Annotated in this window: 11 protein-coding genes; 8 read left to right on the top strand and 3 right to left on the bottom strand. The window is 39.9% G+C overall.

Features of this window, described 5'->3' with window-relative positions:
• Positions 1 to 186: 186 nt before the first annotated feature.
• On the bottom strand, positions 187 to 1,152 hold the full coding sequence (locus tag BUA60_RS02805; RefSeq protein ID WP_084532503.1) for an SMP-30/gluconolactonase/LRE family protein: 966 nt from the start codon (positions 1,150 to 1,152) through the stop codon (positions 187 to 189).
• Between the two features lie 539 nt (positions 1,153 to 1,691).
• Between BUA60_RS02805 and BUA60_RS02800 the strand changes: the two genes are divergently transcribed.
• Positions 1,692 to 5,870: a hybrid sensor histidine kinase/response regulator transcription factor gene (locus BUA60_RS02800; protein ID WP_072860207.1), complete on the top strand. Its 4,179-nt coding sequence runs from the start codon at positions 1,692 to 1,694 to the stop codon at positions 5,868 to 5,870.
• 137 nt (positions 5,871 to 6,007) lie between these two features.
• Here the strand turns inward: BUA60_RS02800 and BUA60_RS02795 are convergent, their stop codons facing one another.
• A complete protein-coding gene (locus BUA60_RS02795; RefSeq protein ID WP_072860206.1) occupies positions 6,008 to 7,792 on the bottom strand; it encodes a RagB/SusD family nutrient uptake outer membrane protein in 1,785 nt (594 codons plus the stop codon).
• Between the two features lie 38 nt (positions 7,793 to 7,830).
• On the bottom strand, positions 7,831 to 11,076 hold the full coding sequence (locus tag BUA60_RS02790; protein WP_072860205.1) for a SusC/RagA family TonB-linked outer membrane protein: 3,246 nt from the start codon (positions 11,074 to 11,076) through the stop codon (positions 7,831 to 7,833).
• A 681-nt stretch (positions 11,077 to 11,757) separates the two neighbouring features.
• On the opposite strand from BUA60_RS02790, the gene BUA60_RS02780 reads away from it, so the two are divergent.
• The 7 genes from BUA60_RS02780 (at position 11,758) to BUA60_RS02750 (ending at position 23,715) form a co-directional block, all read left to right on the top strand.
• A complete protein-coding gene (locus BUA60_RS02780) occupies positions 11,758 to 13,230 on the top strand; it encodes a sulfatase-like hydrolase/transferase (RefSeq protein WP_072860203.1) in 1,473 nt (490 codons plus the stop codon).
• 5 nt (positions 13,231 to 13,235) lie between these two features.
• A complete protein-coding gene (locus BUA60_RS02775; RefSeq protein ID WP_072860202.1) occupies positions 13,236 to 16,049 on the top strand; it encodes an endo-acting ulvan lysase-like protein in 2,814 nt (937 codons plus the stop codon).
• Between the two features lie 4 nt (positions 16,050 to 16,053).
• Entirely contained in the window at positions 16,054 to 18,039 is a 1,986-nt protein-coding gene (locus tag BUA60_RS02770; protein ID WP_072860201.1) for a glycoside hydrolase family 97 protein, read from the top strand.
• A 362-nt stretch (positions 18,040 to 18,401) separates the two neighbouring features.
• Positions 18,402 to 19,604: a DUF4861 family protein gene (locus BUA60_RS02765; protein ID WP_072860200.1), complete on the top strand. Its 1,203-nt coding sequence runs from the start codon at positions 18,402 to 18,404 to the stop codon at positions 19,602 to 19,604.
• A gap of 135 nt (positions 19,605 to 19,739) precedes the next feature.
• Positions 19,740 to 20,999 carry a glycoside hydrolase family 88 protein gene (locus BUA60_RS02760; RefSeq protein ID WP_072860199.1) on the top strand — a complete coding sequence of 420 codons (1,260 nt, stop codon included), beginning with the start codon at positions 19,740 to 19,742 and terminating at the stop codon, positions 20,997 to 20,999.
• A 17-nt stretch (positions 21,000 to 21,016) separates the two neighbouring features.
• Positions 21,017 to 22,330: a sugar porter family MFS transporter gene (locus tag BUA60_RS02755; RefSeq protein ID WP_072860198.1), complete on the top strand. Its 1,314-nt coding sequence runs from the start codon at positions 21,017 to 21,019 to the stop codon at positions 22,328 to 22,330.
• Positions 22,331 to 22,353: 23 nt separating this feature from the next.
• The gene (locus BUA60_RS02750) at positions 22,354 to 23,715 is read left to right on the top strand and encodes an alpha-L-fucosidase (protein ID WP_072860197.1); all 1,362 of its coding nucleotides are present in this window, start codon (positions 22,354 to 22,356) and stop codon (positions 23,713 to 23,715) included.
• The last annotated feature ends 50 nt before the right edge of the window (positions 23,716 to 23,765 follow it).

Genomic DNA, 23,765 nt, shown 5'->3' with positions numbered 1-23,765 from the left:
ACCTTCTAAAAGCTTGTTTTTTAACTGTCTATTGCCGGAAACATGAATATATGAAAATTTCTCCATCCTAAAATAGTTGCCCATACAATTGTTGAACCAACTATAGGAAACCGGAATTCTAGAGCCTTGGCAGAAACTGCCAAAACAATTTTACATTGGTATTACTGTATATTGAATGCCTAAAATCTACTTATTCATTACAAATTCCCTTCCTGGATGTTCTGTGTCGAAAGTTTCAAAATTACCATTGTCTTGAAGTGTTACAAAGGCCATAGTACCATCTTTACCTCCAAAGGCAATATTGGAAGAGGTTTTGCCCTTTAATTGCACTTCCTTTAGAATTTCACCTTTGGGCGACACCTTTACCACTGTCCCTTTTCCATGCCTTGTGATGTACAGATTACCTTGCACATCGGTGCGCATGCCATCCATTCCGAAATCCTCAAATTTGATCAGTAGGCGTTTTTTGCTTATATCCCCAGTTGGTGAAAGATCGTAGGCCCATACATTGCGTTGCACCGATTCGTTAACGTAAAGTGTTTTGTTGTCTGGACTAACTTCTATCCCATTGGTGGTTCCCATATTCCCTTCTAACAGACTTATTGTACCATCGGTGTCTATCCTCCATATTTGTCCCTTCGAATTTTTCCAATCGGGATCACTGGCGAAAAGTATATCATTGTCCATTATGGCAACATCATTCGGCTGGTTCATATCAGCGTTATGGGCAAACACGCTTATTTCTTTGGTATCCATATCCACCTTTAAAATATTGTGCATGGTATAATCGGCTATAAACATATCTCCCTTGCTATTAAAACGGATCCCATTACCAATACTACCCTCGGGGAGATTAACAAATAAGGAAGCTTTGCCATTGGAATCAACTTTGCCAATGGTTCCAGTACTGTCAAAATTAACGGCATACAAAATTCCGTTGGCATCCACCGCAGGTCCCTCTATTCCAGACGGAAAGAGGGCAGGTTTGGTAAATTCCGTACTTTGGTACAATCCTTTTTTTTGCTCAATACTAATATCCTCGGATCCATTTATATCGGTATTTTCCCGCTTTTCCTTACATCCTACTATACTTAGTACTAAGCCAAGGCCTATTAGTTGACATTTAAACAATGAACTTGTCTTATAATTCATGCCCATTTAATTAAAGAATGACTATTGCTTTTATATATTCCTTTAAACAAAATCCTTCACCAAAAAAGCAAGGAAATGAAAGTCCATAAAAGTTGGAGGCCACATTCCCAAATGCAAAACCAGCATTGATCCCAGAAAATATACTTTTAAATATACATATTAAATTTAGATTGTACCTCTCTGCAAATAGCTTAAAAAAAATGCCGTAAATTTAACCGGTGGTAGTGCCTTTTCCGTTTTGCATACTGGTAGGAGGGAATAGTTAAGTAGTTATAAATGATCTCAAATGAAACTCTAAACGTTCATATTTTAGGACTGGTTTGTTGCCCCAAAGGAAACCCCTAAATTTGACCATGCCCTTTAATCCTTTGTTTTGAACAATGCCATTGTAATAAAACAGTATGTTCGTTTAATATAGGTATATTTAATTGTGCTTATATTGTAGCCTGGAACTTGTAGTACACCCCCTTGTAATTACGATACAAATATCTCAAATTCATAGGTCTTGACCAGTAGTTTTAAACAATCAATTGTAAGCAATGATCCTACGCGTATATGCAATTATTTTGGCTTGTTTTTTATCCCATTCCTTAGTGGGCCAATTCAACAATCTCAAATTTGAAAATCTAAATACTATAGATGGACTTTCCAGCAGTACCTGTGCGGCCATTTTTCAGGATAGCGACGGATTTATGTGGTTCGGAACCATTGATGGTCTAAATAAATATGACGGTTATGGGTTTGAAATTTACCGGTCTGTCTTAAACGATTCCACCTCAATAAGTAATAATAGAATTAATGCCATAAGCGAGGACAAATTTGGGAATCTTTGGGTGGGTACGAGCAACGGTCTCAATTACTTGGATAAAAAGACCAATAGGTTTCATCGTATCAACTTATACGGTGAACAATCACTGTCCAAAAGCCCTAGAAAAATAATAAACGATCTCTGGTATGAATTGGCCACCAATACCCTGTGGGTAGCCACCAATAATGGGGTCATTAAAATTGATTTACAGGATAACCCGAGTGATGGCAAGAAGTTGAGTTTCTCCTATTATTCCAATATAGCCTCTAACCCTAACTCCCTGGACAACAACAGTGTAAATTTCATAATAAAGGATAGACAAAATGCCCTATGGTTTGTGACCAACGGGCAATATCTAAATCGATACGATCCAGAAACGGATAATTTTAATAGAACCTACATCAATGTCCCCGAGCCCTATGAGCTAAACCATTTACCCAAAAATGTATACATAGACTCCAATAACGATTTTTGGATCGGCAATAACTTATCCAACATAATACTTTGGACCAAAAAGGATAATCAATTTACTCCTCTCTCCTTGGTGGAAGGTGATGTTCCCATTAGGGATTTTTACCAAGATAAAAACGGGATTGTATGGGTATCAACGGACGGTCATGGAATATTCCTTTTTGAAAAGGGCAATATAAACCCCATCCAAAATATTTTAAACGATCCTTTTGATCCATTTTCGATACCCAATGATAAACCCTCGGTTATCTACGAAGACAAGAATGATATTTTATGGATAGGAAGTTATGACAAGGGGGTTAGCAAATTAGACCCCACAAAATATTTCTTCGGCCATTATTATTATCAGCCAAATAACCCTAAGGGGCTCAACGAAAAGATAATCCAAGCAGTATTACAGGATTCGAAGGAAAGAATTTGGCTCAGCGCCTATAACGGCGGACTTAACCTATTTGATGAGAAGAATTTAACCTATACCCACTATAGCCATGAGCCCAAGAATCCCAATTCCCTAAGCTCCAATAAAATACTGTATACTTTTGAATCGTCCAGCGGCCATATTTGGGTATGTACCTTGGATGGGGGGGTAAATAAATTTGATCCTGAACTCAAGACTTTCAAACAGTATCTCCATAATTCATCGGACCCCAATTCTATTGGCGAAAGCTCTGTTTGGACAGGGGTCGAGGACAACAGACATAGACTTTGGTTTGGACTCAGAACAGAGGGCTTAAGTTTGTTGGACCCCAGTACCGGACAATTTAAGAACTATAAAAATACGGCATATATAGAGAATGGACTTGCCAGTAATTTTGTGTTTTGTCTCTTTATCGATTCTAAAAATCGTTTGCTGATTGGTACATCTCTTGGATTAAATTATTTAGAGCTGGATAAACTGGAAGAATTAGCTCCAGATGAAATGGAATTCTCGGTAATAAAAGAAAATGGTATTGAAGGAACTGGAATAAATTATATAACCGAGGACCATTTGGGAAATATTTGGTTGGGAACGGACAATGGAATCTTTAAACTTGATGAAGATCTAAAAACAATAAGGCCTTATACTACCCAAAACGAACTCCCTAATAATTTGGTTGTAGGAATCAAGGAAGATAACAACCATAATTTTTGGATAACCACAAAAAGTGGGCTGTCCTTATTGAATCCCATTACGCATCAATTTAGAAATTTTAACGAACACGATGGTCTTCAGGGCTTGGAATACCAAAGTAAATCCATAGAAAAGACCAAGGACGGGCGCATTATAATTGGAGGCATTAACGGTTTTAATATTTTCGATCCCAACAATTTTGAGCTACAATCGGTAACAAAGCTTAGTCCGTACATAACGAGTTTTAAGCTTAATAACACAAAAATCTATCCAAGCGATTCCGTGAACGGAAGGGTGCTCCTTAACAAAGCGATCAACGAAGTGGGGGAAATCACTTTGAAGTACGATGAAAATTATATTTCCTTCGAGTTTGTTGCGCTCAATTATGAAAATCCAGAATTGGTACAATATGCCTATAAAATGGATGGATTGGATGATGATTTTATAGATACAGGGAACAACAGGGTAGTAAACCTCTCCAATCTAAAACCCGGGGATTATTCCTTTGAGGTGAAAGCTTCATTGGACGGCCAATGGGAAAATGCCGAATCCTCGAGAATTGATATCAAAATCTTGCCTCCTTTTTGGCAGACTTGGTGGATGAAAATTATTTACATCATTGCTGGGGGACTCCTATTTTGGACACTTATTAATTTTTATACGTTAAGGGTAAAGGCCTCCCAGAGAAGGGAACTTGATAAAACCAAACTGGAATTCTTCGTAAATGTCTCCCACGAGTTTAGAACGCCATTAACATTGATCTTAAATCCGGTAGATAAAATTCTATCCAGTGTTCCAGATTCCGATGCCGTTAAATCTTCGGCATTGACCATTCAACGTAGTGCCCGGAGACTATTACACCTTGTAAACCAATTATTGGATTATAGAAAAATGGATGTGGGCATGTCCCCCTTGCAATTGGAAAAAGGTAATATTGCCAAATTCTGCGAAGACATTTTCTCCCTTTTCGAAACATTGGCTACGAGAAAAGACTTGAACTATAGTTTTGAGGCCGATTCCCCAAATTTGACTACCCTATTTGATTTTGACAAAGTAGAAAAAATAATTACCAATTTAATTTCCAATGCTATAAAATTTACGGAAAGAGGAGGCTCCATTAAGGTTTCGGTAAACAAAAGATCATCCACGGATAAAAGAAAGCAAAGGTTTTGGTCCAAAAAGGAGAGTCTGGAAGAATATGTTGAGATAATTATTTCCGACAGTGGGGTGGGCTTGGACAAGGAACAGCTAAAAAATATTTTTAGTAGGTTCTATCACCCGGATAGTACAACATCTGGCACCGGAATAGGATTGAATTTTACCAAGGCTTTGGTTGGTATCCACAAAGGTGAAATAACGGTGGAAAGTCAACGTAAGAAGGGAACCAAATTCACCGTAAAACTGCCTTTAAACTATGATTTGGAACCGGAAAACGTTGAGAATATAAAAAACGAATTCCTTATCAACTCTATGAATGCGGTGGAATATGAAATGAGTATTGCTGGTAGTGACCCAACCCCAATAACAAAAAAAGTTAAGGACAAAAATACAAAATTGCCTACCGTGCTAATCGTAGAGGACAATAATGAATTGCGTAGGCACCTTGCTTCCGATCTACAGGATGAATACGACATTAAAGAAGCGGAAAATGGTAGAAAAGGGTTGAAAATTGCCAAAAAAATCTTTCCAGATCTAATTATTAGCGATGTCATGATGCCCAAAATGGATGGCTTTGAACTATGTAAGGAAATAAAAAAGGATTTCGATACCTGCCATATTCCTGTACTTCTGCTAACGGCAAGAAGCTTGGACAACGATCGGATAGAAGGATATGAAAGTGGTGCCGATGGCTATCTGGCCAAACCCTTTGTAACCAGTGTGTTGAAGGCCAGGATCAGCAATTTACTGGCGACCAAAAATAGGTTAAGGGAACGTTTTGCGGAAATTGGAGGTTTGTTTCCATCTTCGGAGGTAACATCAAATAATATAGACGAGGTGTTTTTGGACAAGGCCACGAAGACCATCATCAAGAATATCAGTAACATGGATTTTAAGCAAGAAGACCTCTCCAAAGAATTGGGTGTTGGCAGATCCCAACTCTACCGAAAAATAAATTCGCTAACGGGTAATAACCCCAGCCACTTTATACGTACCATAAGATTAAGGTACGCCTCCGAATTATTACAGAACAACCAATACTCCATAAAGGAGGTGACCTATATGAGCGGTTTTAATTCCACGGCCTATTTTAGCAAGACCTTTCGGGAACTGTTTAACATGACCCCTACCGAATTTATGGAACAGAAATCCAACGTTAGGCAAAATTAAGGAAGGCACAGTGCTTGGTTTAGGCCCCTTCACCCTTCTTGGACGAAAAGCTTTTTCAAACCAATGTATTCCAAAAAAGAGCAGCCATAACATAATGCTATGGCTGCCTTCAACAAACTAACTAAAACTACTATTTTTTAATATCCGGGGTTTTGAAGTAACTTATCATTTAAACCGGTCTGGGATGTAGGTATTGGGAATAAATAATTATCCCTGGAAAAGTTACGAATTGATGATGGCTGTACTATAAGACATCTTCTTTCCCCAACCCCTGTTGTGGTGGTTGCTTCTCCAAAACCATATGCTCCCGGATTATACAAAGCAGGGTTTCCTTCATAAGCAGTACCTTCTATAACTGCGCCATAAATGGTCTCCCCTAATTCATCTTCGGCAATACCCCATCTTTTTAGGTCGTTAAACCTTGTTGCACTCTCCGCATAAAGCTCAATGGTACGTTCTCTACGAATTTCGGTTCCTATATCCATGCCGTGAGTCGTTAGAAAAGTATTGCTAATAGGTGGTAATCCAGCCCTGGCCTTAACCAAGTTGATCGACTCGTTCATTTCCGCGTCCGTTAGACTTCCATTTAACTCATACAAACCTTCGGCATACATTAAATATACTTCGGCAAGGCGTATAAAAGGCATGTCATAGGCTTCGGTCGTTGTTGCCCTATAAGCAATATCCGTTCCCCAATTCCAGCTCATAAACTTAGAGTTGAAGTAACCAAAGTTATTTGTCCCGTTTAAAAGCACGTCTCCAGTTTCAGGAATTTCACCAAGATTTTTATGATAGGTAAAATAAGCTCTCATTCTTAAATCCCTGTTTTGAAACTCATCTTGTGTATTTGCATATCCCCTAAACCTTAAAGACTGATTTATTGGTAAACCGTCATCGCATAAAAACATATCCATCATTTTTCTACTGGGTTTTACCCTACCTTCGAAAACGTGACTTACCAGTGTCCCAGCCTGTCTAAAAGTAAAATCATATTTGTTGTAAAAAATAAACTCCTTGTTAGACGCCTTGTCCAGTCCGCCTGGATTGGATCCACCGTCTTCCAGGTTGAACAAGAAATTGGAACTCAAATTATCCAGGGCATCGTTATAATTCCAAAGCTCGTAACCGCCTTGATCCATAACCGTTTTTGTTAAAGTAACAACCTGCTGTAAATAGGTATTTATTTTACCTGTATCATATCCGGCGCTTCCAGCTCCAGAACTAATGCCATCACCATCTGTACTATCACCCACATATTTCATCCAGGTTGCCTCATGTAACAAAACTTCAGCTTTAAAAGCCATGGCAGCCCATTTGCTTATTTTTCCCTTATCAGAAGAGCTAATTTCCTGCTCTGTAGGTAACCCAGCAATAGCATCATCCAAGTCTGCAATAATTTGGGCAACAACTTCATATCTACTATTACGTGGCCCATATAATTCTTCAGAATCAACATCTAAAGGTTCGGTTACCAAAGTAACACCTCCAAAGCGTTGTACTAAAAAGAAATATTGCCAAGCTCTATGAAATTTAGTTGCGGCTACATATGCTTCAATACTTCCTTCTCCATCATAAGTCTCAGCTCTTGCAAGTAAAAGGTTCATGTCTCTAATAGCCGAATAGGCGTTGGTATAATAAGCATCAGCTTCAGGTGCTTGAGTATCCCCTCTACTGTATTCCTGCATCCCACCATCTTCCGTATATCCTACCAAATCGGAACCGTGATCTGCGTAAATACCTTGATCGCTCCATCCTATTAAGTTTGTATAAAACCTATTGGAGCCTGTTAAAAAATGCTCCGCCTCGGTATAATAAACCTCGTCCGTGATTGATGCCGGAGGTGTTAAGTCTATAAATTCGTCTGCACAAGAGGCAAAGAGTACCATAACACATGGCAATACTTTATATATTACTTTTTTCATTTGAATGTTTTTTAATTTAAATATTAAATATCTATACCCTACAGCGATACCTTTAAGCCCAATGCCCAAGTACGCATAAATGGATAGGCACTGTTATTTGTACTACGCTGAAATTCTGGATCGTAACCATCCTTTACACTTGTAAACTCAAACAAATCATTTCCTGAAAAATAAATACGCACTGTATTAATAGGTGTATTCCCAATTTGTAATCCTTTAAAATTATAGCCAACAATCAGGGATTTTAATCTAACGTATTTATTATTTTGTAAAATGTGGTCCTTACTTCTATAGTTCCAAGCAGATAGCCCTCGTTGGGTGGTCAACCTAGGGAACTCTGCATTGCGGTTATCCTCTGTCCATGTTCTACCCAACCAAGTATTGGATTGGTTCTGCCATTCTGCTTGAAAAGGCTGCGCGAAATAACCTTCCCTATATATTTGATGGTCTAGAGCACCTTGAAAAAAGGCACTTACATCAAAATTCTTGTATTTTAAATCAAAATTAAATCCATAAACATAATGTACGGCAGCATCTCCTTGGTAGGTTAAATCTTCGTTATCAAGGTTGCCATCCCCATTGGAATCCACAACAATCATATCTCCTGGTCGCAAAGCATCGTTTGAGCTTTGTGATGGCAATATACCTCCTGGATTAAGACTGGCATAATAGGCATCTACTTCGGCTTGGGAGTCAAAATAACCATCCGTTTCCCATAGATAAAACGAGTTGATTGGTTTGCCCAAAATGTTTCGGGACCTATCAGTATCATTTAGGTTTTCATAAATTGTTTGAGCTCCTTCATATTTTGTAATTTCATTTCTGGAATCACTCATATTGGCACTTAAGCTAAAGTCCAATTCCCCAACTTTACCTTGCCAACCCAACATTGCTTCCCAACCTTTAGTCTCTAAAGTACCTATATTGGTAAACGGAGTTGCCGTTCCTAGAACATCTGGGGTAATCCCTCTAACAAGCATTCCCACATTGTCTTTCTGATAAAGATCCAATGAACCGAATACCTTGTTATTAAATAGTCTAAAGTCTAAACCAATCTCTTTTGAAATAATACGTTCCCATGTTGTAGTACTACTAAATAAACTACTGGCTCTTGAAGTTGCTTGCTGATTTGCATTTGTTTCACCAAAAACGGTAGTACCAAAACCAACAGTTGATAAATATCCGAAGTTACCGATACCAGAGGTACTTCCTACTTCCCCATAACCCCCTCGCAATTTTAAAAATGATATAAAATTGCTGTCTAAAAGAAATTCTTCCGAACTTAAAACCCAACCACCGGAAACACTACCGTAGTTAGACCATTTAGCGCCATCTGCAAATCTTGAAGATCCATCACGTCTACCTTGGAACTCTAATAAATATTTCCCCTTATAGTCGTAATTTAAACGTCCAATATATCCAAAGAAGCCCCAAGCATTACCCCCTCCAGCGGTTGTCACCAGTTGGTCGGTAGCACCTAGGTCAATATCGTATACGCCATAATCTACAAAGCCATTTCTTCTAATTCTATATTCATTTAATTCATTTTTCTCTGCTTCTATTGCCAATAATCCAGAAATATTATGATTCCCAAAGCTATTGGTATAATTTAAAGCTCCTTTGTAATTCTTATAGGTAATGTTACCATCATTACTGTCCGGTCCTGTTCCTTCTTCAATATAACTTGTATTATTTATATTATTGGAGAAACCGCCATCCCAACTATATAGTGGTACAGAAACGGCATACGCCTGATATTCACTGTTTTGCCTACTAATAGCATAAGATCCGGTAAAGTTTAAATGGTCTGTAAATTTATAGGTAGCCTGTGCAGCTATTTTAAACTGCTCAACAGCTTTATTTTCACGACCACCATCTTTTACTTGTGCTACTGCGTTTCTATCGCCTGTAATATTAACACCCCCAAAATTTGCATAATATTGTCCATCGGGGTTATAAGTCGGGAATAAAGGTGCATCCCATGTAGCGGCCTCCCTAGCCAATCCTGAGGTTGGTCCGGAAAATTTATTATGTAAATAACTGATATTTGTATTAAGGCTTAGTTTATCACTTATATCTACACCATAATTTATAGAGAAATTATATCTATCGGCACTGTCATCCGCTACCTTTAAACCACCAACATTTTCGTCATAGCCGGCAGAAATACGGAAATTACTTTTTTCAGTACCCCCGGATACACTTATGTTATGTTGGCTAGAATAAGAATTGCCGAACATTTCATCAAATCTAGGAGCATTACCAAGCCATATTCTACCATTTATAGGTAAATCGTAATATCCTTCTTCCCCCGCAGCTATTCTATCTACGGTTTCAAGATCGTTCCAAAAGAAATAACGAGGTGGTTTTCCAGAAGCTAAATCTTCACGAGCTGCCGCTGCATATAGTTGTCCATATTGAGACATCGTTGGTGATGGTGGGCGAATGCCTATGGTACCCATACGGGTTATAGTACTTATATCTACCTTAACATCTCCTTTTCCTTTTTTAGTGGTTACCAAAATTACCCCACCAGCGGCCCGAGAACCGTATACGGATGCAGACCCACCTTTTAAAACACTTATGTTTTCAATATCATTTGGGTTCATATCATTAAAAGAGGACGAATTTATAGCAGGAATACCGTCTATTACAATAAGAGGCTCTATACCATTTATAGAAGAGGCACCTCTAATAAGAAAATTAACACCTTCTTCACCTGGTCTTGAAGAGGTACGGGTCACAACCAGACCAGGAGTTCTTCCCTGTAGTGCCAAAGCCGGACTACCTACAGCCAAATCTTCAAAGGCTTCAGCCTTTACCTGCTCAATAGAACCTGTAAGTGTTTCCTTTTTTGCTGAACCATAACCTACCACCACTACCTCATCAAGAGCACTTACATCGGTATCCAATGACACGTTTATTACCCTATTGGACCCTACCACAACTTCTTTGGTAGCATAACCCACAGAGGAAAATACAAGGACACTGTTGCTCGAAGGAACGTTAATGGCATAATTTCCATCAAAATCCGAGGTGGTACCAGTATTGGTACCCTTCAAAATTACATTGACAGCCGGAATTGGCATTCCGTCTTCGGAACTGGTCACCGTTCCAGTGATGGTCAAATCCTGGTCCTCGTCCAATTCTAATATTGGCACTCCGAAAACACTATTTGTGCCGGCTGCCATTAACCCAGTTGACCCACCGAGCAATAACCCTACTATTACCATTAATGCGGTAACATACTTTAAACTAAATTGTTTGTTTTTTTGAGTAATCATAAAAGTTTCATTTAAATGGTTGTTTATTGGTTAATCGTGATTGAATTTGCCAACAAATTAATACCTCGTATTCGGCGTTAATATTTGTTAAGGCAATGTTAAAAAGAATTCCAGGCCCAAGGTTTAAATTATGATTCAAAGGGTATAAATTATCACTCCTTTGCCGCCCAAAATGGTAAAATCTGTCCCTAAAAGCCTTCAATAATGAATAAGCCCCCTACATTTTTAAGCTCTATAATGTCCCCATAGCAAGCATAGATTTTCCTTTAACAATGCAGATATCCCTTACTGGACCGTAAAGGGACCGCGTTAGTGTAGTTCTTATAGGTCTTCCTGGAGAATCCCTGAGCTTGGAACGGTCTTTTTTAAGAGCATTCCAGTGATTCTGAAAATTGATAAGTTTATGGGGAAATAACTATTGCATATAGTAGAATGGCCGTAGACAGGAGAAAAAAGCCCCTAAAGGATCATAATTTATACCCTTTGAACCATGCTTTATGCTTACTTTTTAAAACTCTATCTAAAATTGTATGACAAGAAAGTCCAGTGCTTTTAGGAAAAGAACAGGGTACAAATAAGTCGCCGTTAAACAACGGATTTTTGCCTTTAGCGCCATTGGGTATTGGACAGGAAACATTTAATATGAGGCTCCCAACTATGGAGTAATTGAAATATTATTATATGAGAATTTTTGTATTTGCCTTGGGGATTTTTTCCTTAATAATAACATCTTGCAAATCTACCCCAAATTCCGTGAAGGTAGTTGACAAGTCCAGGCCCAACATTATTGTGCTGCTTTGCGACGACCTAGGTTATGGAGACCTTTCCTCCTATGGCCACCCCATTATTAAAACCCCCAATCTGGATAAATTGGCCGAGACTGGTATAAAGCTTACCAATTTTTATTCTGCAGCACCCGTTTGCTCCCCTTCCAGGGTGGGATTATTAACAGGTAGAAATCCAAATAGGGCCGGCCTGTACGATTTTATTGTTGGCGGCAATAAGCAAAGGGACGATTTAAAGGATCTGGTGCATTTGCAAGCCGATGAGGAAACCATACCGCAACTCCTTAAATCTGCTGGTTACAGCACTTGTTTGGTGGGTAAATGGCACGGCAGTTCTATGTTCAATTCCGAAGAACAGCCACAACCGGACCACTTTGGATTCCAGCATTGGTTTGCTACCCATAACAATGCTTCTCCAAGTCATAAAAACCCAAAAAACTTTGTGCGCAATGGAACCGAAGTGGGTAAATTGGAAGGATATAGCAGTCAGCTTATTGTTGATGAAGCTATGCAGTGGCTCGATAGAAAAGAGGGGGGAAATCCTTTCTTTTTGGAAGTTGCCTTTCATGAGCCCCACGAACCTATCGCATCTCCGGAAGCCTTGGTAGAAAAATACCTTCAATTTACCAATACGCTGGAAGAAGCTGAATATTTTGCAAACGTAGAAAACGTAGATATTGCTATTGGCCGATTGCTGACCTATTTAAAAAATAACAGCTTGGATAAAAACACCCTCGTAGTATTTACTTCGGACAACGGACCTGAAACCCTGTTGAGGTATAGCCGTGCAAAACGTTCCTATGGTTCCCCAGGCAATTTAAAAGGAATGAAATTATGGACCAACGAAGCCGGCATTAGAGTGCCTTGTATCATAAATTGGTTGGGCAAGGAGACCTATATCGGAACTTCGGATGCGGTAGTTTCCGCTTTGGATTTTCTACCCACTTTTTCGGAACTGGCAAGGGCCGGTCTACCCCATAAGGAATTGGATGGTCAATCTATAACCACATTCTTAAGCACGGGAACTGTTGCACGTAACAAACCCTTGTTATGGGGTTTTTACAATGCCCTGAACCAACATGTAATCGCCATGCGCAGTGGTGATTGGAAAATTATGGCCCGATTGAAGAACGAAGATGGATATCTCCCGAAAATCCTAAATGTTCATCGCGGCAACGAGGCTTTGGTGAAAAATGCCATCCTTACGGATTTCGTGCTGTATAACCTTAAGCAGGATGTAGCGGAAACACAGGAACTATCTACAAAACATCCTGAGGTTCTGGAAAGGTTGAAAAAAGAACTTCAGCAAGAATATAATTCCCTATTAAACGATAGTCACATTTGGGAAAGAAAACAGGACAGCAAATAAAATATATGGGAAATAGAATTTTTGTTTTAGCTACGATCGTCTTCCTATGCAATTGTGAATTGGCATTTGCACAATTCCTGTTTCCCGATTCCATAGAAAGGGCGCATCCACGCATGTTGGCCCCACATTTAAACAGGGACAATATCCTAGGGAAAATTGAAAATTCTGAAGAAATTAGGTCCGACTACAAGGCATTTAAAAATAGAATTATAAAATATGTGGACCAATACAAGACGGACCCGGAGTGGTTGTCTTCCCGGCTTCAAATGTATTGGAAGTCGCATGCCACCGATGTGTTCGTGGATGGGGAGTTTTATTCCCATGCTAAAGGTCGTGCCCCAGTTCCCACTGTAAGGTTTACCGGGCAAAGAGATTATGTTACGGCCTATAAAACTCCGGAACTACAGGATATAAAACCCTATTTGGAAGACGAAAGAGGCTTGTTTTTACAAAACAAGAATACCGACGAATGGGAATGGGTACCCCCCTCCAAAACGGGTAGGATCATTGAGAACACCAATGAGAAAATCATGAAAATAGCCCGCGATGCGGCCATAGTATACTTTATTGAACGCGATGAAGCGTATGCACAATTAGCGGCCCATCTCTTTGATGTATACATGAAAGGGCTGTATTATAGGAATGAGGTTATAGATCTTCAGCATGGGAATGTACAGCGAATCATTGGTCTCACATCTTTCCAGGTCATCAAAGAAAACATTGTAGACGAACTGGCGGAAACCTATGAATTTCTCTATGATTTTATTCAGGCGAAGAAAAAATCTATGGTTCCCATATATACGGGGTCTTTAAAAAAATTGGCGGAAATAATCATAAAAAATGGGGTGCCAGACAATAACTGGAACCTCCATCAGGCCAATTTTGTAATACAACTGGCCCTAGCTTTGGATAATGATAAGGATTATGAAGACGGCAAGGGCTGTCAATACTACCTGCATCGTGTATTTAACGAGACAGAAGCCAGACAATGGTCGGTTTCCGATGTATTGGCCTATGGTTATGATCAGGATAATGGGGTTTGGAATGAAAGTGCGGGCTATGGCCTAAGTGTCGCCAAAGGGTATACCCATATGGCTAGGGTGATTCAAGAAGCCCTTGGGGTAGATATTATGCTGGCCATGCCCATAATTCCCAATGCTGTAGAGGTAATGCCGCAGTATTTGTTCCCCAACAAACATATAGCGGCCTTTGGCGACTCGCACTATGGGACCTTGGAAATTGAGCCTTTCCTAGATCTGGTGGCCAATGCCCAAATGTTTGGCAAACCACAGCAAGAGGAAAAATTTACTTCCATGCTGTATATGCTTAACGGCAAGCAGGACAAGTTGAAGGAAAAAAGAATAAAAGATCCGTTTTTAGATTTTCTATTTAACACGGAAGTGGTGCTGGATTCGGGCATCGCCGCTGCAAAACAAGACAATTTTATGACCCAAACCTTTTATGCACCTACCGTTAGTTGGCTGGCCATGAGAAACGGCCATGACACCGAAAACGGCCTTATGATATCACAGGTAGCATCCTTGGGCAACCATGCGCACTCCAACGGTTTGGCCATGGAACTTTATGGCAAAGGGTATATCCTGGCACCTGAAAGCGGTAGGGGCTCCAGTTATTTTCAGCCCGACTATCGCGAATACTATTCCCAATTTCCTGCGCATAACACGGTTTCCGTAAATGGGAAATCGCAATACGAAAAAATGCGGAGCTATTACCCTTTTCAGGTGAATGACCTATACCCAAAAAGCGGGAGAAAAACGGGGTACTACCCCAATATTAGCTTTTCCGATCTCTATTTCAATGAACCCAGTACCAATTCTGATCAAAACCGGGTAATGGCTATTGTGCGGACAGGGGAAAAGACAGGATACTACGTAGATATTTTCAGATCTAGAACCAAAACCAATAATGCCGATTATCACGACTATTTTTACCATAATTTAGGGCAGGAATTACATTATACCACCTTAGATAATCAACCCTTAACATTAAAGGCTTCATCAAAACTTAACTCAAAGTCGGGCAACATAAAAGCATATGACTATCTGTATGATGAGGCATCCTTAAGAATGGACAATTCATTTAAAGCGACATATAATTTATCTATCAACAATGAAATGGTAAAGATGAATATGTGGATGAACGGGAATGATAATCGTGAACTTTTTACGGTAAAATCGCCCCACTCCGAGGCCTTCAGGAACATACTTCCAGAAAAAATAGAAAAAGCACCATTGCTGACTACCGTGGTTAGGCAATATGGCGAAGCTTGGAAAAGACCTTTTGTTGCGGTTTACGAACCTTCTACAGGCAAAGAGCCGGCAACCATTACAGCAATAAAACCATTTGCAGTCGCCAATGATAGGGCAAGTTTTGTAGGCCTACAAATTAATAGTAAAACTGCTAGAACGGATTATGTGTTTTCTTCCGATGTTTTGGATTCCTATCAACATAACGGCATTGAATTTACTGGAACTTTTGGGATGTTGACCCAAGAGGGTAATTCTACCACACTTTTTATTGGAGCTGGCAAAGAAATGAGGTTTAAAGGCTATTCCATTGAAATATTAGGAAAAAAATCGAGCTCGGCCACCTTGGTTACAGGCCAGCAATTGAAGTTAACTTGTAACGACCCAATTTTTTTGACCGTACCAGACAATCATAAGGAAGGCGAGGTGGTTCTAAATATCGGTTTTAAGGAGTTGCGAGGCGCAAGAAAAAATATAAAGGGTAAAAAAGTAGTACAATTTAAAATACCACCAACAAATTTTCAAAATATTTCAATTGAACTAAAACCATAAATTAATGAACCAATTTTTAAAAAAATGTAGGGTTGTACTCTTACTAATATTAAGTTTCAGTAGTTGTAAACAAACAGAAGTTATTGCATTGACCTCACCGGACGGATCTAAAAAAATAGTGTTTTTGGACGATGAGAATCAAAACTCCCTTACTTTTTCGGTCTATTATGATAACAAGGAAGTCATTCAAACCTCAGTTTTGGAATTACTTTCAGAAGAATTGCATTTTTCGGGAAACGTCACTGTAGAAAAAATAGAATATACTACGGAAAATGCCACTTGGAACTCAAAATTTAGTGAATTGAGTACCATTCCAAATCATTACAATCAAACAAAAATATACTTACAGCAGGGAGAGGCGAAACTTAATATAATTGCAAGGGCTTTTGATGAAGGGATTGCCTTTGCCTATGAAGTTCCTGAGCAAATGGGATTGGAAGAAATAGGTTTAAGTGAAAATATTCACTACAATTTTTCTGAAGATTATCCGGTTTGGTCCACCCCAAAACGTGAAAAAGGAGTACTTACCGCGCAAGGGGAATATAGAAAAATTCCAATAACTGAATTACAAGAAGGGGCAGAACGTCCTTTGTTGATTGAAATTAGTGATAGTGTAAAAATTGCCTTGGCGGAAGCACGTTTGGTGGATTATGGTCGATTGAGTTTTAATAAAGGTAGTTCATCCAAATACAGTATAGTGTCTTCGCTTGATGGTAAGACAGGAGAGCAAAAACAAGACACCATAACGGGAGCTGTGATTGCCGAAAGTAAAATTGAAGGCGCTAAAGTGCATAAAAAACTACCTTTTCAATCACCATGGCGCGTGGTCATGATGGGAAGTAGTTATGGACAATTACTTGAAAATAATTACATAATTCAAAATTTAAATCCCCCGTCGGAGATAGAAGATGAAACTTGGATTACCCCAGGAAAGGTTCTTCGTGAAAGCACCTTAACCACTCAAGGTGGTTTGGCAGCCATCGATTTTGTAGCCAGCCATAATATGCAATATGTGCATTTTGATGCCGGATGGTATGGCAACGAGATGGACACTGCTTCCGATGCCACAACGGTTACTTTAGACCCCAAACGTTCCAAAGGTCCGTTTGACATTGAGGCCATCTGTAAATATGCCAAAGAAAAAGGAGTTAAGGTTATGCTGTATGTAAACCGTAGAGCTTTGGAAAAACAATTGGACGAAATTTTACCATTGTTTAAGGAATGGGGTGTTTCCGGGATTAAATTTGGCTTTGTACGAGTGGGCGACCAAGATGCAACGACCTGGATGCATGAAGCCATAAAAAAAGCGGCCGAATTTGAAATGGTTGTAGATGTGCACGATGAATATAGACCCACGGGCTTTTCTAGAACCTATCCCAATCTGCTGACCCAGGAAGGTATTCGTGGCGACGAGGAAACCGTACCCAATGAACACACGTTAATTACTATGTTTACCAGAATGTTGGCAGGAGCAGCGGATAATACAGTGTGCTATTATAATACACGTGTCTATAAAATGGGCTCGCACGCCTCTCAATTAGCGAAAACGGTTTGCATTTTTAGTCCACTACAGTTTTTATACTGGTACGATAAAGCTCCGTCAGCTCCTATTAAAGACGATGGGCTTTGGGGCGATACCAAGACCATTGGAAATGAACCAGAGTTGGAGTTCTTCAATAATGTACCAACCACTTGGGACGAAACCAAAGTATTACAAGCTGAAATCGGACAAATTGGTGTGATAGCCCGGAGAAAAGGAAACAATTGGTTCGTGGGAGGCATCAATGGCAATACCACAAGGCAAATAGAAATAGATTTCTCATTTTTAGAATCCGGTGCCACATATAATGCAAAAGTGTACACAGATGATGAAATGGTAAAAACCAGAACTCAAGTTAAAATTGAAGCAATAGAAGTTAGCAACGATTCTAAATTACACCTAGACCTGAAAAGCAACAATGGATTTGTGATGCATATTACTAAGTTATAATCAAAACTAAAGCGATGAATAATATTTCACCAATGTAATTAATGACCCCCCTTTCCAAGCAATAGGAATGGTCTGTTGAAAATGAATGGAAGCACAGAAAAAGGAGCAAGAAGGCACCCCGAAAGGACCATTTTTATATAAGTAAGGGAGAAATACCTGGCCACTTAATTAAATGACCCCTAAAGAATCATAATTTATACCCTTTGAATCATATTTTATGCCTTCTATGATGCAATCTAGGTAAACTTGTAACGGAATATTTATTTGATCGTAAACAACAGGTATCCATCCTGCAAAGCACAAAAATTATAAACAATTTAACCATAGGGACTGAGTTCCAAGATAAAAAACCAAGAAAACGCATGATATTAAATGGTCCTGCAGTCCTAATCAGGAGCTATGTATTAATAGCCCTAGTAGCCATTTCCTGTAATGGTAAAACCGCTGATAAACAATTGGTAGTTCAGGTAAAAAACGAACTGGATTTTTCCAGATCCGAAGTAGTTACATTATCTACCCAACAATTGAAAAATTTTCTAGAGAACCATAAAAAGGAAGAACTTAGAATACGTAAGGAAGGTAACGCCAATTATCTTAGAACCCAATGGATCGATTACGACCAGGATGGGCATGATGACGAACTATTGTTTCAGGCAGACGCGGAGCCCAATTCGGTATCCACCTACCTAATAGTCATGGACAGCAGCGTGGTGGTCCCGGAAAGTGAGGTGGTAGCCTACTCCCGATTGGTACCGGAGCGTACGGACGACTATACCTGGGAAAACGATAAAGTAGCTTTCCGTACTTACGGCCCTACCGGCCAAAAAGAGGCCTTGGAAGGGGTGCCGGGCAGTACACTTTCCAGCGGTATAGACCTATGGCTAAAGCGAACGGATAAATCAATCATTAACAAATGGTATGCGGAGCATTTAAAAACTCCTGGCTACTACCACATTGATCATGGGGAAGGCTATGATCCCTATCATGTAGGTGGAAGTAGAGGTACTGGTGGTATAGGTATATTTGAAAACGACAGCCTATATGTTTCCCAAAACTTTATGTCAGCAAGAACCATAGCTGCTGGGCCACCACGTACTGTATTTGAACTGGACTATGCTTCTTGGAGCGATTATGGATTAAAGGAAACAAAAAGAATAACCCTGGATCTGGGCAGCAATTTTTCAAAATTTGAAATCGTATTTTCATCTGAAAGGGAAGTACCCAATATTGCCGTAGGCATTACGCTTCATGAAAACAAAGGGGACGCCAAACTCAACGGGCAAGAGGGCTGGTTCCGGCATTGGGAAACCATGGACAGCACTAATTTGGGGGAAGGTTTAGTCCTGAACCCTACTGATATAGTCACTGCACTTGTACACAAAACTGAAATACGCGATCAAAGCAATTTGTTGGTCATCACCAAACCCAAGAACAATTTAACCTATTACGCAGGTTTTGCATGGGAATTGAGCGGGCAGATTACAGGCATTAATGATTGGGATGCCATGCTCTCCCAGCAAGCTAAAATAATTGCCAACCCAATGTTGGTCTCCATAAAGAAATAACCAAAAAACCTGCCGATTAATTATGCAATAAAAAAATGAAACCAATAATTACAGTATACAATTCATATCCCATTATTGATCCCGCTGTACCACATGAATAACAATAGAATATCAAAAATGATTAACCCTTAAATAATGACCAATAAAATACCAATATTAGCATCCTTAATTTTGTTGTGCCTTACCCTAGGTTGCGGCAATAAGAACTCTAAAAAAAGCAATACTTATATCTTCGATATAGATAAGGAACTAGCTTATTGTGAGCAACAAGCTACCAAGACCTTAACACTCATCCCCGAAGATGGCAAGAGCCTTCCCAGAAACATAGCCCCAGATAGCCAGGAATGGCGATTTATAAATTACAAGGATTGGACCAGTGGGTTTTGGCCTGGAACACTCTGGTACCTATATGAAGGTACGGGCAAAAAAAAATGGATAGCATCGGCCAATACCTATAGCAGGTATCTCACCCCTCTTTCGGTTACTCCAGCACTGGACCATGATCTTGGTTTTCAGGTCTTCAACAGCTTTGGAAATGGGTATAGACTTACTGGAAATCCCGAATACAAGGAAATTATACTTAAAACCGCGGATACCTTGGCTACCTTGTTCAACCCCAATGTAGGTACTATCCTATCCTGGCCCCGTGAGGTACCCAATATGGAATGGCCCCAGCACAATACCATTATAGATAACATGATCAATCTGGAACTTTTGTTTTGGGCCTCAAAAAATGGTGGGGACAAGTCCCTATATGATATTGCGGTGAGTCATGCCGATGTAACTATGAAAAATCATTTTAGACCAGATTACACCTCTTATCATGCGGTGGTTTACGACCGGGAAACCGGCCAAAAAATTAAAGGGGTTACCCATCAAGGTTTTGCCGACGATAGTATGTGGGCAAGGGGACAGGGATGGGCCATATATGGCTATACCATGGTATATAGGGAAACAAACGATCCCAAGTATCTGGACTTTGCCCAAAAGACCGCAAAGATATATCTGGATAAGCTGCCCGAAGATTTAATTCCCTACTGGGATTTTAATGCTCCCAACATCCCCGATGAACCTAGGGATGCCTCAGCTGCGGCATTGGTGGCATCAGCACTTATTGAGCTTTCTACCTTTGCCAAAGATTCCAATCTTTCTAAAAATTATGTGGACAACGCAGAAAAAATGCTTGCGGAACTATCCCAAAACTATCAAAGCAGAGATGCCAATTCTGCCTTTTTACTGCACTCTACAGGCCATAAACCCAATGGCAGCGAAATTGACTACTCCATTAATTATGCAGATTATTACTATTTGGAAGCATTGCTAAGGCTAAAAAAGCTTAAGGCTGGTATTCCTTTTACCAAACCTCTACCAGCCACCATCAAACAAAAAGATTAAAATACAAAACCAAACATATGAACCGTAAACTAATATATACTTCCTTTGTGGTGGCCATGGCCGGGTTTCTTTTTGGCTTTGACACCGTTGTTATTTCAGGTGCCGACCAACAATTACAAGAGTTATGGAAAACATCGGATTTGTTCCATGGTACCTTTGTGATGTCCATGGCCCTATGGGGAACTGTAATAGGCGCCATATTTGCACACATACCCTGTAATGGGATCGGAAGAAAAAAAACCCTGTTCTGGATCGGGGTTCTCTATTTGATCTCGGCTTTGGGTTCCGGTCTTGCAACCGACCCCTATACTTTTTCAATCTTTCGCTTTTTGGGAGGCCTAGGGGTCGGAGCCTCAACAGTAGCAGCACCCACCTATGTTTCAGAAATTGCTCCAGCCAAAAATCGTGGTAAATTGGTAGTACTTTACCAATTAAACATAGTGCTGGGAATCTTAATTGCATTTATATCCAATTATTTGCTGCAAAATACCGGGGCACAACCATGGCGTTGGATGGTAGGAATAGAGGCGCTCCCAGCTTTTATCTATGTTTTGGCCATTAGCAGCATTCCAGAAAGTCCAAGGTGGCTTTTGGATAAAAAAGGAGAGGTGGAAAAGGCAAAGGAAATATATCTGGAGCTCACAGGTACGGAAATGGATCTAAGCCTGTGGTCAGCCACCGAGCCCACCCAAAAACCGAAGAAACCACTTTTCGATAAAAAGTACCGATTTCCTTTAATCCTGGCCTTTCTTATTGCATTTTTCAACCAACTTTCAGGCATAAATGCATTCCTATACTATGCCCCTAGAATATTTGAGTCCGCCGGTTTGGAGGCAAGTGCTTCCTTATTGAGCAGTATAGGAATTGGTGTTACCAATCTATTGTTTACCCTTTTAGGTCTGTACTTAATTGATAGGTTAGGCAGAAAAACACTTATGTATATCGGTTCCTTTGGATATATCATCTCCTTGTTCCTGGTTGCAATGGCATTTTTACTGGAATGGGAAGGAATAATGGTGCCTATTTTCCTATTTCTGTTTATAGCTGCCCATGCTATTGGCCAAGGCTCCGTAATCTGGGTATTCATATCAGAGATATTTCCAACGGAAGTCAGGGCCCAAGGTCAGTCCTTTGGAAGTTCAACCCACTGGGTTCTGGCCGCCCTGATTACCCTGTTTATGCCAGTGGCTATGGCTGGCCTTTCCAGTCCTGGCTATGTATTCTTATTTTTTGCGGCAATGATGTTCCTACAATTATTGTTCGTAATTTTTATGATGCCGGAAACCAAAGGCAAAACCTTGGAGGAGCTACAAGAAAGCATATTGAAATAACACATAATATTAAAACACTGAAAATGAAAACTATAAAAAATATATTGATCGCTACCATCATATTTATGGCGGTAATTAACCTAAGCTATTCCCAGAATGCAACCGAAACAAAAAAGTTATCCGATGATGAACGGATGGCTTGGTGGCGTGAAGCTAAGTTTGGAATGTTTATTCACTGGGGTGCATATTCCATAATAGGTGGTGAACGAGGAGAACAAATTGCCGGTGGCGGCGCCGAATGGGCCATGGATAAATTGGACTACACCATAGAAGAATATGAAAAATTCCCTAAAATGTTCAACCCTGAATTGTTCAATGCGGATGATTGGGTAAAAATGGCCAAGGATGCCGGTATGAAGTATATCGTTATCACCTCTAAACATCATGATGGCTTTTGTCTTTGGGATTCAGAAGTTACAGACTACGACATCATGGACACCGCTCCATTTAAGCGTGATATTATAAGGGAATTGGCAGAAGCGTCAAGAAAACAGGGGATTAAATTTGGAGTATATCATTCTATAGTAGATTGGCACCACCCCCAGGCACAGGGGAATTTATTTCCGAATTACAATGCCGGACAAAAAGACCAGACGGTGGTTAATCCTGAATTTCCCGAATATTATAAAAACTACCTAAAACCACAGGTAAAGGAGTTGCTTACCAACTATGGGGATATTGATGTGGTTTGGTTCGATGGGGATTGGATTGCCGATTATACCACCGAAATGGGAAAGGATATGTATAGTTTTATTCGAGATATCCAACCTAATACAATCGTTAACAATCGTGTAGATAAAGGACGAAAGGGAATGGAAGGTATGGATATGGAAGGCAATTTTGCCGGAGATTTTGGTACTCCCGAACAAGAAATTCCGGCTACGGGAATCGATGAAGATTGGGAATCCTGTATGACCATGAACGGTACTTGGGGATATAAACCGGACGACACCAAGTGGAAAAGTAGCGAAGACCTTACTCAAAAATTGGTGGATATTGTATCCAAAGGCGGTAATTTTTTATTGAATATAGGTCCCGACGGATATGGTAGGTTTCCTGCTCAAAGTATTAGAAGGTTAAAAGCTATGGGAGAATGGACCAAGGCCAATTCAGAAGCAATTTATGGCGCCACGGCCAGTCCATACGATATGCCCGAATGGGGAAGATATACCAAAAAGGATGGTGTAGTTTATGCCCATGTTTTCGATTGGCCAATAGATGGGAAATTATTGATCAACAAGAATATTAAGTTGAAGAAAGCCTCTCTCTTGATGGCTTCCGACAAGGAAATCAGTTCCAGAAATTCAGCAAATGGTACTGTTTTGCAATTGCCTAAAGAAGCCCCGGACAAAATGGTAAGTGTAATAAAGTTGGAATTGCAATAAACCACAATGCCCATAGTCCAAAGTGAATTTACCCAGGGCAAGCTATGGAG

This window comes from Arenibacter palladensis, assembly GCF_900129275.1.
In the GTDB taxonomy this organism is placed as follows: Bacteria; Bacteroidota; Bacteroidia; order Flavobacteriales; family Flavobacteriaceae; genus Arenibacter; species Arenibacter palladensis.
Note: the sequence above shows the minus strand (reverse complement) of the source record. Positions and strands in the feature narration are given on the sequence as shown.

Excerpts from the sequence above, each read along its gene's own strand:
- BUA60_RS02760 (WP_072860199.1), top strand. The coding sequence starts at position 19,740 with ATGACCAATAAAATACCAATATTAGCATCCTTAATTTTGTTGTGCCTT.
- BUA60_RS02790 (WP_072860205.1), bottom strand. The coding sequence starts at position 11,076 with ATGATTACTCAAAAAAACAAACAATTTAGTTTAAAGTATGTTACCGCA.
- BUA60_RS02775 (WP_072860202.1), top strand. The coding sequence starts at position 13,236 with ATGGGAAATAGAATTTTTGTTTTAGCTACGATCGTCTTCCTATGCAAT.
- BUA60_RS02780 (WP_072860203.1), top strand. The coding sequence starts at position 11,758 with ATGAGAATTTTTGTATTTGCCTTGGGGATTTTTTCCTTAATAATAACA.
- BUA60_RS02800 (WP_072860207.1), top strand. The coding sequence starts at position 1,692 with ATGATCCTACGCGTATATGCAATTATTTTGGCTTGTTTTTTATCCCAT.
- BUA60_RS02750 (WP_072860197.1), top strand. The coding sequence starts at position 22,354 with ATGAAAACTATAAAAAATATATTGATCGCTACCATCATATTTATGGCG.
- BUA60_RS02770 (WP_072860201.1), top strand. The coding sequence starts at position 16,054 with ATGAACCAATTTTTAAAAAAATGTAGGGTTGTACTCTTACTAATATTA.
- BUA60_RS02795 (WP_072860206.1), bottom strand. The coding sequence starts at position 7,792 with ATGAAAAAAGTAATATATAAAGTATTGCCATGTGTTATGGTACTCTTT.
- BUA60_RS02755 (WP_072860198.1), top strand. The coding sequence starts at position 21,017 with ATGAACCGTAAACTAATATATACTTCCTTTGTGGTGGCCATGGCCGGG.
- BUA60_RS02805 (WP_084532503.1), bottom strand. The coding sequence starts at position 1,152 with ATGAATTATAAGACAAGTTCATTGTTTAAATGTCAACTAATAGGCCTT.
- BUA60_RS02765 (WP_072860200.1), top strand. The coding sequence starts at position 18,402 with ATGATATTAAATGGTCCTGCAGTCCTAATCAGGAGCTATGTATTAATA.